We start from the raw sequence: 11,776 nt of genomic DNA on the forward strand, positions 1-11,776 counted from the left end.
GCGCCATACGCATTTACCCTGGGCACCCCGGGCATTGCCCTTGCCGCTTGAGCCATGTCGGCAATCCCGCCGGCCGATGACTTCAGAGGAATCGCCATGACGAACCAAGACCGCAACCAGAGCCAGCAGAACCAGCAAAGTGGCCAGCAGGGCCAGCAAGGGCAGCAGGGCCAGCAGCGTCAAGGTCAGCAAACCCAGGACAGCCAGCGCCAGGGCCAGCAGGACCAGTCCCAGCGCAGCGGCATGGGGCAGCAGAGCCAGAGCGGCGGCGGCATGGGCCAGCAGGGCCAGTCGTCGCAGAGCGGCATCGGCCAGCAGAGCCAGAGCGGCGGCATGGGCCAGCAAGGCCAGGGCAGCCAGCAGCAAAGCGGCAAGGGCCAGATGGACCAGTCCACCCAGGGCGGGCAGCAGGACCAGACCCAGGGTGGCCAACGCAGCGGCCAGCAGGACCAGTCCAGCCAGCGCCAAGGTCAGCAGGATCAGTCCAGCCAGCGCGGGCAGCAGTCCGGCTCGCAACAGGACCGCTCCCAGCAACAGCAACGCCGCGAGGAGTGAAGCTCCGCCGGGCGCCGGCCCGCGTCGGCGCCCGCGGAAACAGGAACGGCCGCTGCGGCGGCCGTTTTGCTTGCTGCGGTGTCGTGCTTCCCTGCGTCGGGATGCGGCAGGCCAAGGCCTTCAGACGTCAACCCAAGACGCGACACCTTCCGCGCCCGGCCCCAATTGTCCAACGCCGCCCAACAAAGCTCCCACTGACTGGGGAGACTGTTCAGCGCACCTGGACAATCCTCCTTGGACCGGCCGGCACTTCCGCTCAGCCCTTCCCCTTCAATGCCGCCTCGCGGATCTGCGTCAGCGTGCTGCGGCTGGTGCTGACCTCGGTGTCGAGCTTGAGGTGCAGCAGCATCGGCGCCCCCTCCGACAGCGCCTCGACGAAGGCCGGCTCGAAGTCCTCGGTGCGCTCCACCCGCGCCGCGCGCCAGCCGTAGCTGCGCGCCAGGGCGGCGAAGTCGGGGTTGAACAGGTCGCTGCCGCTGACGCGCCCCGGGTAATGCCGCTCCTGGTGCATGCGGATCGTCCCGTAAGTGCCGTTGTCCACCACGATGCTGACGAGCCGCCCCGCGCCGCGGTTGGCGCCGTAGGCCATGGCGGTGGCCAGCTCCTGGCCTGTCATCAGGAAGTCGCCGTCGCCGGCCAGGTTGATGGCGCTGCGCTCCGGATAGAGCAGGCTTGCCGCCACTGCCGCCGGCAGGCCGTAGCCCATGGCGCCGGCCGTGGGCGCGAGCTGGGTGCGGCCGTGGTGCTGCAGGCCGCGGTAGCGCAGGTAGCGGTGCAGCCAGCCGCTGTAGTTGCCCGCGCCGTTGGTGTAGAGGCTGTCCGCCGGCGCCAGCCGCTCGATGCTCAGCACCACCTGCGCCATGTCCAGCGGCGCCACCGGCGGCGGCACACGGTTGGCCTCGTAGTCGGCGCGCGCCGCGGCCGTCCACTCGCCCCAGGCGACTTCGGGCGGCGCGCTGAGCGTCTCCAGCGCCTTGCCGGCCGCGGCCAGCGAGCACTGCAGCAGCAGGTCGGCGGCATAGACGCGGCCCAGTTCCTCCGCGCCCGCGTGCAGGTGCACGAGTTTTTGCCGCGGCCGCGGCGCTTCGATGAGCGTGTAGCCGCCGGTGGTCATCTCGCCCAGGCGCACGCCCACGGCAATCAGCAGATCCGCCTCGCGCACGCGCTGCGCCAGGCGCGGGTTGAGGGCGATGCCCACGTCGCCGGCGTAGTTCGGATGCCGGTTGTCGAAGCAATCCTGGAAGCGGAAGCCGCAGCCCACCGGCAGGTTCCAGTTCTCGGCGAAGCGCTGCAGCGCCTGCGCCGATTCGGCCGTCCAGCCGCTGCCGCCGGCGATGACGAAGGGACGCTGGGCTTGCAGCAGCAACGTGCGCAGCTCGCGCAGCGCGCCCGGCGCCGGCCAGGCCTGCACCGGCTCCACCCGCGGCAGCACCGGCGCGGACGCCGGGCCGCTCAGCACGTCCTCCGGCAGCGCCAGCACCACCGGCCCGGGCCTCCCCTGCATCGCGACATGAAAGGCGCGCGCCAGGTACTCGGGCAGCCGCTCGGCGTCGTCCACCTCGGCCACCCACTTGGCCAGGCCCAGCGTGCCGGGGCCGAACACCTGGCGGTAGTCCAGCTCCTGGAAGGCCTCGCGGTCCCGCTGCTCGCGCGCCACCTGGCCCACCAGCAGCAGCAGCGGCGTGCTGTCCTGGAAGGCGGTGTGCACGCCGATGGCGGCATTGGTGGCGCCGGGGCCGCGCGTCACGAAGCACACGCCCGGCCGCCCGGTGAGCTTGCCCTGCGCCTCCGCCATGAAGCTCGCCCCGCCCTCGTGCCGGCAGGCGATGAAGCGGATCGCATCCCGGTGCTGGTGAAAGCCGTCCAGCGCGGCCAGGAAACTCTCGCCCGGCACGCCGAAGACCGTGTCTACGCCCTGCGCGATCAGCGCCTCGACCAGCAGGTGGCCGCCGGGCCGGGCCGCTGCCGCGTCCGACGCGCTCATGCCGCCGCTCCGGTGGCCGTGCGCCGCGGCGTGACGCGCAGCCCCACCGCCGCCGCCGAGACCACGCCCGCCAGCAGCGCCAGCGCCGAGCCCTGGAAGATGCCGGCGTCATGGCCGTGGTCCATCAGCCAGCCGAAGGCCGGCGCGGCCAGGGCAAAGCCCAGGTCCAGCCCGGAGTAGACCGTGCCGTAAACGCGGCCGGTGGCGCCCGGGGGCGAGGCGCGCTTGATCAGCATGTCGCGCGAGGGGCCGGCCACGCCCACGCCCACGCCCGCGGCCGACACCAGCACCAGGGCCGCCATGCCGCCGACCACGCCCGAGCTCACCAGCAGCAGCAGCGCCGCGGCGATCACCAGGCAGACGGCGATGGTCTTTTCCAGCCGCTGCGCGCGCGCCACCAGGAAGCCGCCCGCCACCATGCCCGCCGCGCTGCAGAGCATGAAACCCGTCACCACCAGCGAGGTCGTGGCCACCGGCAGCCCGGTCATCTGCTGCAGCGCGGGGCTGGCGAAGCTCTGGATGGCGCTGAGCGCGCAGGTCGAGAAGAAGAAGAACGAGAAGCACAGCCACACCGAGGACAGCTTCAGGAAGGCCAGCGGGTGCTCCTCCTTGACGGGCGCCGCGCCCGGTTTATTGGCAGCCTTCTCGTGGCTCCAAGCGCCCAGGCGATCGTCGATGGCCTCGCGCTGCCACCACAGCAGCAGCAGCACCGCGCCGACCACGCCGGCCGCGCCCAGCTGGGCCCAGCGCCAGGAGCCGGTGAGCTCGGTCAGGCCCAGCAGGAACACCGGCGCCGCGGCCCAGCCCAGGTTGCCGCTGATGCCGTGCACCGAGAAGGCATGGCCCAGCCGCGGCGACGACACGCGCTTGTTGAGGATGGTGAAGTCCACCGGGTGGAACGGCGCGTTGCCCAGCCCGGCCAGCGCCGACGCGAGCAGCAGCCCGGCGTAGCCGTGCGCCATGGCCGCCGTCAGCGCCGCGGCAATGAAACAGCCCAGCGCACCGAACAGGATGGGCCGCGCGCCGATGCGGTCCACGATGAAGCCCGACAGCGCCTGGCCGATGCCCGAGATCGCGAAGAACAGCGTCACCGCCAGGCCCAGCTCGGCGTAGGTCACGCCGAAGTCGCGGATGAAGATGGGAAACAGCGGCGGCAGCAGCAGGTGGCAGAAGTGGGAGCTGCCATGGGCCAGGCCGACCAGCGTGATGGTGCGGGCGTCACTGTGGCGCGCCGCCGGCGGCGCGCCGGCCGCCGGGGTGTCGGAGCGGTTGGGATTCATCCGTGCATCGTATCGGTGCAAAAGAAGCCGCATCGTCGCGGGTACCGCCGGCCCCGGCGGCTTCAGCCCAATCCGTGGGCTAACATCCTTGTCCTTTTTTCAATCCCCAACCTCCGGGCCGCCCGCTCGGCCACCCTCCATGAGCCAGGTGCTTTTCGACTACACCCGCCAGGACGCCAGCGGCGCGAGCTGCGTCGCCCATGCCTGGGCCAAGGTTCCCGAGCCGCTGACCCCGGCGCAGCGCGAAGAGCGCAAGGCGCGCGCCGCGGCGCTGCTCAAGCAGCACGACGCCGTGCTGGTGGCGCATTACTACGTGGACGGCGACCTGCAGGACCTGGCGCTGGAAACCGGCGGCTGCGTCGCCGACTCGCTGGAGATGGCGCGCTTCGGCCGCGACCACCACAGCAAGACCCTGGTCGTGGCCGGCGTGCGCTTCATGGGCGAGAGCGCCAAGATCCTGTCGCCCGACAAGCGCGTGCTGATGCCCGACCTGGACGCCACCTGCTCGCTGGACCTGGGCTGCCCGCCCGACGACTTCGCCCGCTTCTGCGACGCGCACCCGGACCGCAAGGTCGTGGTCTACGCCAACACCAGCGCCGCGGTGAAGGCGCGCGCCGACTGGATGGTCACCAGCTCCTGCGCGCTGGCCATCGTCGAGCACCTGAAGAGCCAGGGCGAGAAGATCCTGTGGGCGCCGGACCGCCACCTGGGCCACTACATCCAGGAGCAGACCGGCGCCGACATGCTGATGTGGAAGGGCGAGTGCATCGTCCACGACGAGTTCAAGGGCATCGAGCTGGAGCTGATGCGCAAGGAGCACCCCGACGCGCTGGTGCTGGTGCACCCCGAGTCGCCCAGGAGCGTGGTGGCGCAGGCCGACGTGGTCGGTTCCACCTCGCAGTTGCTCAAGGCCGTGATCGACGGGCCGGAGCAGACCTTCATCGTCGCCACCGACAACGGCATCCTGCACCGCATGCGCCAGCTGGCGCCGACCAAGACGCTGCTGGAGGCCCCCACCGCCGGCAACAGCGCCACCTGCAAGAGCTGCGCGCACTGCCCGTGGATGGCGATGAACGCGCTGCAGGGCGTGATCAACTGCCTGGAGCAGGGCTACGGCGAGATCAACGTGGCCGAGCCCGTGCGCACGCAGGCGGCGGGCTGCATCGAGCGCATGCTGGACTTCGTGGCGAAGAACCCGGGCGCGCTGGCGCAGCCGCAGCGCGGCTTCGTGAAGAACATCGGCGCGGCCTGACGCCCTGCCCTCACTGACGAACGCCCGGACCGGCTTGGCTGGTCCGGGCGTTCTGCCTTGGGATCGTGGCCTTGACCCAGGCCAGGAGTGGCGGTTCTCGTCTCACTAAACTGGTCAGCTCACTGGTCAGGTGGAGAGAACCATGCGCTCATGGCCGGTTCAGGATGCCAAGGCGCGCTTCAGCGAGTTCCTGGAAGCGTGCATCGAGGAAGGGCCCCAGATGGTGACCAAGCGCGGTGCCGAGGCGGCGGTGTTGGTCCCGGTCGAGGAATGGCGCCGGCTGCAGGCGGCGGCGCGCCCCTCGTTGAAGGAACTGCTGCTGTCGGATGAGGCGCGTGCCGATCTGGAGCTGCCCACCCGGGGCGGCGCCCGCCGGCGGCAGGTCGATCCGGCCGAGTGAGGGCCATGTACCTGCTCGACACCAACGTCGTCTCCGAGTTGCGCAAGCCCAAGCCGCATGGGGCGGTGCTGGCATGGCTGCGCGCCACCGCCGACAGCGACCTGCACCTTTCGGCCGTCACGCTGGGTGAGATACAGGCCGGCATCGAGATCACCCGTGCCCAGGACCCGGCCAAGGCTGCGGCCATAGAGGCCTGGCTGGATCGCGTCGCCGCCGCCTACAACGTGCTGCCCATGGACGGTGCCGCCTTCCGCGCCTGGGCCCGGCTGATGCACCGGCGCTCCGACACCCTGTACGAGGACGCCATGATCGCGGCCACCGCGCAAGTTCACGGCCTGACGGTGGTCACTCGCAACGTCGCCGATTTCTCCGTTTTCGGCGTGCCGCTGCTCAACCCGTTCCAGAGCGCGTCCGGCCATACGCCGTAGAAAAACCCAACCAGCATGGGCATCGCAGTCGTGAGCCCTCGCCACCAGTCTTCAATGAGGAGCGATAGTTGATGAAACGTTTCCTCGTCCGCACCCGCCGCCACCCCTCCGCCATATTGCTGATCGTGCAGATATTGGGTGTGCTGCTCGGCCCTTTCATCGAAAATACCCGCTACAGCCACGCCATTTTCAACATATTCGGCATCTTCGTGCTGATCGTGACCACCAACATGGTGCGGCGCACGCCGGGCTGGACGGGAGTCAGCATTCTCATCGCCTTTCCGGTAATCGTACTCTCGATATTGCAGATGACCGGGGACATGCCGCATCTGCTGCCCTGGTCCTCGGGGTTGGAAGCCATTTTCTATTTCTACGCCGCCGGCAGCCTGATCGCCTACATGATGGAGGATTACCGCACCACCACGGACGAGCTGTATGCGGCGGCGGCCACATTCACTTTGTTCGTCTGGGCCTTCACGCACCTGTTCGTGCTGGCGCAGGCGCTGCAGCCGGGCGCCTTTTCCACCGATCCGGCTGCGGTGCCCAAGACCTGGTCCGAATTGAACCACCTGAGTTTCGCGCTGCTGTCCAGCACCGGCATGGGCAACGTGGTGGCGGTATCGGCCCATGCGCGGGCCATTGCCAGCGTCGAGATGATGACGGGGCTGATGTATTTGGCCACCGTGGTGGCGCGGCTGATCGGGTTCACGATCCAGCCGCGGAAATAGGCGTCACATGAAAAACGCCCGGAACGGCCTGAGCCACCCGGGCCATTCTCATTCCGCCATGGCCGCGCTCAGGCTCGGCGGCCGTTCTTGGCGCGCCTGCGCACGGCCGGTGCCGCCACCGCAACCAACCCCAGCAGGGCCAGCGAGGCGCTGGACGGCTCCGGCACGGCCGATCCCGTGGTCGAAATCACGGCCTTGAAAGTCGTGTAATCCCAGTCGTCCGAGCCGTTGGGGCTGATGATGAAATCAATGAAGTCGCCCTTGGCCAGCGTCAGCGTGTAGTCGAGCCAGAGCCCCGAAACACCCTCGGCCCGCGCATCGAGCACTGCCAGGGTGCTCTGGTTATTGACCGTGATATAGCCGACCATGCTGCCGAAATCGTACATATTGTAGATTTGCGTGCTGATGGTCACCTCGCCTTCATAGTCTGACACCCAGCGGCGCGTGGTCCAGTATTCCGAACCGGTACGCCCACCGACGTTGGGCTTGGACGCCATTTGCGGATGGCCGCCCCAGGCCGTCAGGAAGGCCTTGAAATACTGGTTGTTCACGAACCAGGCAGAATCCTGGCCATTTTCCTGGTAATAGCTCATCAGCTGCATGCCCGGGCGGCCCAGCTCATAATATCCATAATACCAGCCATCCTGACCCTGGACACCGGAAAACTCGGCCTCCGAATTGGCGATGACGGCGGCCTGCGCAAACAGGGGTACCAGCGCGGCGCAGAACGCCAGGATCTTGCGGGAAAACATTTTCAGCATGACAACTCCAGAGAAACAGACACCGGACCATGGGGTGCGATGAACCGGGCAACCTTTCAGGCCACCGCCTACTCGCTCAAACCGCAGCGATGCCGGTGATTCTGGAATGGAAACGCAGCCGCAATTTATTTGTAAATCAACTCAAAATGCCGCAATTGATGAAATCATAAATACTGAAGATGCATTATTTTCAGGCGCGCTCGCACGCGCAATCGGCATCGGAACGAAAAAGCCCGGCACGGCTGGAGCCGTCCGGGCTGTTTTTGAATCACTGCTGATGCAGATCAACTTGCGGGGAGCGCACGACTGTTGCTGCGCGAGTCCACCGGGTCTCATTCCGATTCCACTTTGATCGTGAAATGACCCGTTCGTACTGAGGTATCGAAGTACGAATCCGACAGGCGGCGATGGCGGCACCACGGTAGGGGCCATCATCCTTCGATACCTCAGGACGAACGGGATTACTTCACTCAGAAGCCAGAAGCCGAATCAGAGCGTGACGCTGCGCAAGGGCGCGGCGCTCGACCCCTGGTCCGCCATGAGTTGGCGCAGCGCCTTGCGGCTGCGCGCTTCCAGGTGCCGGAGGTGGATGGTTTTTGCGGAAGGCTGCGCCTTCGTGGCAACGACGTGGTCGAAAGCCTGCTGCGCGGCTTCCAGGCCGGTGAATATCTGCAGTTCCAGGCTCGTGCCCGAAGCGTCCTGGATGTCCACGACATACCAATCCTTGAGCGGGCGCGCGAACAGGAAGAACGCGCCGCCCAGGATCAGGACCAGCAGGATTTCCACGAATACTCCAGAAGGCTTGGGCCAAGCCTTGGCCGGCCCAAAGCTCAGGCTGAAATCAGGCCGTGGTGTGGGTGAAACCCAGGGTGCGCAGCGCCATGTCCACGCTCACGCCGGCAAAGCGCCCGTCCTGTCCGATCACGTCGAGGAACGGCACCTCGTATTCCAGGCATTCCTTGCGCAGCGACTTGCTGTATTCGACCCAACGGTTCACGCGCTCCAGCAGGTCGGCGTCTTCCATGTTGTTGGTGTAGCACTCGGCGGTCTTGCCGTAGGCGCGCAGCTGGCTGAGGCGCATTTCCGGGTCGATGCCGGGAAAGCCCAGGAAGAATGCCTTGCAGGACAGACCGAATTTCTGGATATCGCGTGGCCGGATGAAATGGCCGTCCACCACGTAATTCATGCTGCTGTTCTTGCCCAGGTAGAAGAACAGCTTTTCCAGCACCGGCAGGAAGGCGTCGCACAGCTCGTCGTAGCTCTTGCCCTGGCCGCCGAGGGCGATTTCGGGGAAGCAGTCGCGCAGGGTGAGAACCAGGCTGTCGCTGGACAGGTACGAGAAGCCGAGGCGCTTGGCGAGGGATTCGGCCACTTGCGTCTTGCCGCTTCTCATGGCGCCACCGATGAGGATGTTCATGCGTGCGAACCTGAAGTTGTTGTGATCGGATTGCTGGGCCTCGCCGCAAACCGGGGCCGGCGGCCGGTCAGCCGGATGACGAGGCAATCCTCCTATTTCGGCCAAACACACGGCGCATTGAGGGCTTGCCCTCGATGGGCGTGAATAGTTCACGAACCGGCCAAGACGCGATGCGCTGAATTGATCAATGTCTGGTCGCAACACCCGGCAAGCCGGCGGCCCTGGATTGAAAGCGCCGAAATTCACTCATCGCGCGCCACCGGCGCCACGCTTACCTTTTCCATTCACAACCGTCGTTCCACTGCGCGGCCAAGTCCTGCACGAACACCATTTCCTTGCCGTTGCGATGGTTCTTGTATTGAAACCTGTAGATGTTGGCGCCCTGGGTGACGACGCGGTACTCGCCGGTGATTTTGCCTTCCATCACCTCCAGCCATATCGAGGTCATTTCCCAGGGCCGGCCTTCGGGCTTCTGTGTAGCCTCTTCGGACTTCTGCACCAGCGGGATCGGTTTACTACCTCCGTGGTATTTGACGTAGGCGGTGGTCCAGCCGGTTTCTGGCTCGGAGAAGACACGCCATTCCAGGTGAATATTTTGTTTGTCACCGCCAATGAGGCAGCGGAAGTCTACGGCGAGGGGTTCGCGGGCTTGGGTGGTGAAGGCGACAAAGAAAATAGCAACAAGAAACAGGAAGCGCATGTGAAACAGCTGACCCAGGCAATACCAACCGGTAGATTGGCAGGCCCATTTGAAAAGCAAACTCAGAGATTCGTCAGGGTTGGCAGTCCCCGTTGTTCGCTCTTGCCCGCGAGAGGTTCCATGCCTAGGAGATGGGGCCGATCCATCCACAGCCGCTGAGCCATGATGTCTTCATCGCGACTTTTCGCACCCAATCTCCTTGGTGGAGCATCACCTCCTCCGATGATCCCCAATCAGCACCGTAGGAAAACTCACCGGCAGCGAATACGGATAATCCCGCGAGAAATGCAGCCCGCGTGACTCATGCCGTTTCAGCGCCGAGCGCACGATCAGCTCGGCACATTCCACGAGATTGCGCAATTCCAGCAAATCGCGCGAGACGCGGAAATGCGCGTAGTACTCGTCGATTTCCGAGCGCAGCAGGTGGATGCGGTGCAGCGCGCGCTCCAGGCGTTTGTTGGTGCGCACGATGCCCACGTAATTCCACATCACCAGCCGCAGTTCATCCCAGTTGTGGCTGATCACGACCTGCTCGTCGGCGTTTTCCACCTGGCTCTCGTCCCAGGCCGGCAGCGCCGGCAGGAATTCCGGCGCCTCGGTCTGGATGCGCTCGGCGCAGGTGCGGCCCACCACCACGCACTCCAGCAGCGAGTTGCTGGCCAGCCGGTTGGCGCCGTGCAGGCCCGTGTAGGTGGTTTCGCCCACGGCGAACAGGCCGGGGATGTCGGTGCGGCCGTCCAGGTCCGTCACCACGCCGCCGCAGGTGTAGTGCGCCGCCGGCACCACGGGGATGGGCTGCGTCGTGATGTCGATGCCCAGCTTCAGCAGCCGCGCGTAGATGGTCGGGAAATGCTCGCGCAGGAAGTCCGCGCCCAGGTGCGTCGCGTCCAGCCACACGTGGTCCAGGCCGTGCTTCTTCATCTCGAAGTCGATGGCGCGCGCCACCACGTCGCGCGGCGCCAGCTCCAGGCGCGGGTCGTGCGCGGTCATGAAGCGCGTGCCGTCGGGCAGTTTCAAATGCCCGCCCTCCCCGCGCAGCGCCTCCGTGATCAGGAAGGTGCGGTCGTTGGGGTGGTACAGGCAGGTCGGGTGGAACTGGATGAACTCCATGTTCCCCACCCGGCAGCCCGCGCGCCAAGCCATGGCGATGCCGTCACCGGTGGCCGTCTCGGGGTTGCTGGTGTAGCGGTAGACCTTGCCCACGCCGCCGGTGGCCAGCACCACCGCCGAGGCCGGCAGCGTCTCCACATGCTGGTTATCGATGTCCAGGGCGTAGATGCCGTAGCAGCGTGTGGGCTCGTCGCGCCTGAGGTGGCGCGAGGTGATCAGGTCCAGCGCCATCCAGCGCTCGCGCAGCGTGATGTGCGGGTGCGCGCGCACCTTCGCCAGCAGCGCGTCGTGGATGGCCTGCCCGGTGGCGTCAGCCGCGTGCGCGATGCGCCGCACCGCGTGGCCGCCCTCGCGCGTGAGGTGCAGGCCCAGCGGGCCTTCGGGGTCGGGCGAGAAGGGCACGCCCTGCTCCACCAGCCATTCGACGGCGCGGGCGCTGTTCTCGGCGATGAAGCGCGCGGTGTGCTCGTCCACCAGCCCGGCGCCCGCCTCCTGCGTGTCGTGCACGTGGCTCTCGATGCTGTCGTCCTTGCCCAGCACGCCCACGATGCCGCCCTGCGCCCAGGCGGTCGCGGCTTCGTGCAGCTCGCGCTTGGCCAGCACGACCACGGGCCGCGTGTCGGCCACGTGCAGGGCCACCGCCAGGCCGGCCAGCCCGGCCCCCACGATGACGACAGGAGCGGACTGGGCATCGAAAGAGGTGTTCATCACGCGAAGCGGGTATTGCAAAGAGGGTCAATTCTCGCACCCCGTCAACGCGCGTCCGTTAGCACAAGCCGCAGCATCCGGCCCGTGCAGATGCAACGGCGGGCGGGGGCTTGCGGTGATCGCTTGTGACAGGAAACCAATGCCGCCCGGAAGCTGCCACGCACCGCCTTCTACTTCGTCATGCCCGCGCAGGCGGGGACCCAGGCGGCCCCACATCGGAACGCGAGAGACAGCGTAGGCACCACGCCTCCACTCCCTCGGGGCGCCGCTCAGTCAGCTGGCGGCTGCTTGGGGGCCGCCTGGATTCCCGCCTGCGCGGGAATGACCCTAAATCCGGCAGTTACTACCCCGTGAGACGGCCAGCGGGCCAATGCTGACAAGCACTTGAGCCGATCCTGCAGACTCACCCGATGGGTGAAGCAAGACGCAAGCGGGCCCTGGCCCTGGGAGACG

The 11,776-nt window shown here is 66.9% G+C and carries 13 protein-coding genes; 6 read left to right on the forward strand and 7 right to left on the reverse strand.

Annotated features, from left to right (window positions below):
- The first annotated feature begins 96 nt into the window (after positions 1-96).
- A complete protein-coding gene (locus HHL10_RS21115; protein ID WP_169162370.1) occupies positions 97-555 on the forward strand; it encodes a hypothetical protein in 459 nt (152 codons plus the stop codon).
- Positions 556-811: 256 nt separating this feature from the next.
- Here the strand turns inward: HHL10_RS21115 and HHL10_RS21120 are convergent, their stop codons facing one another.
- The gene (locus HHL10_RS21120) at positions 812-2,539 is read right to left on the reverse strand and encodes a thiamine pyrophosphate-binding protein (RefSeq protein ID WP_169162371.1); all 1,728 of its coding nucleotides are present in this window, start codon (positions 2,537-2,539) and stop codon (positions 812-814) included.
- On the reverse strand, positions 2,536-3,819 hold the full coding sequence (locus HHL10_RS21125) for an MFS transporter (RefSeq protein WP_169162372.1): 1,284 nt from the start codon (positions 3,817-3,819) through the stop codon (positions 2,536-2,538). Before HHL10_RS21125 ends, HHL10_RS21120 begins: the two co-directional genes overlap by 4 nt.
- A gap of 139 nt (positions 3,820-3,958) precedes the next feature.
- On the opposite strand from HHL10_RS21125, the gene nadA reads away from it, so the two are divergent.
- From nadA to HHL10_RS21145, 4 genes are all read left to right on the forward strand, one after another.
- A complete protein-coding gene (gene nadA, locus HHL10_RS21130) occupies positions 3,959-5,071 on the forward strand; it encodes a quinolinate synthase NadA (RefSeq protein WP_169162373.1) in 1,113 nt (370 codons plus the stop codon).
- Positions 5,072-5,213: 142 nt separating this feature from the next.
- Positions 5,214-5,471, forward strand: coding sequence for a type II toxin-antitoxin system Phd/YefM family antitoxin (locus HHL10_RS21135; RefSeq protein WP_169162374.1), 258 nt, complete (start codon positions 5,214-5,216; stop codon positions 5,469-5,471).
- 5 nt (positions 5,472-5,476) lie between these two features.
- Positions 5,477-5,899 carry a type II toxin-antitoxin system VapC family toxin gene (locus HHL10_RS21140; protein ID WP_169162375.1) on the forward strand — a complete coding sequence of 141 codons (423 nt, stop codon included), beginning with the start codon at positions 5,477-5,479 and terminating at the stop codon, positions 5,897-5,899.
- Between the two features lie 71 nt (positions 5,900-5,970).
- Positions 5,971-6,627, forward strand: coding sequence for a two pore domain potassium channel family protein (locus HHL10_RS21145; RefSeq protein WP_169162376.1), 657 nt, complete (start codon positions 5,971-5,973; stop codon positions 6,625-6,627).
- Positions 6,628-6,695: 68 nt separating this feature from the next.
- Here HHL10_RS21145 and HHL10_RS21150 read toward each other — a convergent pair whose 3' ends face one another.
- A complete protein-coding gene (locus tag HHL10_RS21150) occupies positions 6,696-7,388 on the reverse strand; it encodes a PEP-CTERM sorting domain-containing protein (protein WP_169162377.1) in 693 nt (230 codons plus the stop codon).
- A gap of 106 nt (positions 7,389-7,494) precedes the next feature.
- Between HHL10_RS21150 and HHL10_RS21155 the strand changes: the two genes are divergently transcribed.
- Complete coding sequence (locus HHL10_RS21155; protein ID WP_169162378.1) at positions 7,495-7,740, forward strand: hypothetical protein; 246 nt, start codon at positions 7,495-7,497, stop codon at positions 7,738-7,740.
- 137 nt (positions 7,741-7,877) lie between these two features.
- On the opposite strand, the gene HHL10_RS21160 is transcribed toward HHL10_RS21155, so the two are convergent.
- The 4 genes from HHL10_RS21160 to nadB form a co-directional block, all read right to left on the reverse strand.
- Positions 7,878-8,174, reverse strand: a complete 297-nt coding sequence (locus HHL10_RS21160) for a hypothetical protein (RefSeq protein WP_169162379.1) — start codon at positions 8,172-8,174, stop codon at positions 7,878-7,880.
- A gap of 55 nt (positions 8,175-8,229) precedes the next feature.
- Complete coding sequence (locus HHL10_RS21165) at positions 8,230-8,805, reverse strand: ATP-binding protein (RefSeq protein ID WP_169162380.1); 576 nt, start codon at positions 8,803-8,805, stop codon at positions 8,230-8,232.
- Between the two features lie 271 nt (positions 8,806-9,076).
- The gene (locus HHL10_RS21170; protein ID WP_169162381.1) at positions 9,077-9,505 is read right to left on the reverse strand and encodes a hypothetical protein; all 429 of its coding nucleotides are present in this window, start codon (positions 9,503-9,505) and stop codon (positions 9,077-9,079) included.
- A gap of 210 nt (positions 9,506-9,715) precedes the next feature.
- Complete coding sequence (gene nadB / locus HHL10_RS21175) at positions 9,716-11,323, reverse strand: L-aspartate oxidase (RefSeq protein ID WP_169162382.1); 1,608 nt, start codon at positions 11,321-11,323, stop codon at positions 9,716-9,718.
- Between the last annotated feature and the right edge of the window lie 453 nt (positions 11,324-11,776).

The sequence above is a fragment of the Azohydromonas caseinilytica genome, assembly GCF_012927045.1.
Classification (GTDB): domain Bacteria; phylum Pseudomonadota; class Gammaproteobacteria; order Burkholderiales; family Burkholderiaceae_C; genus Azohydromonas; species Azohydromonas caseinilytica.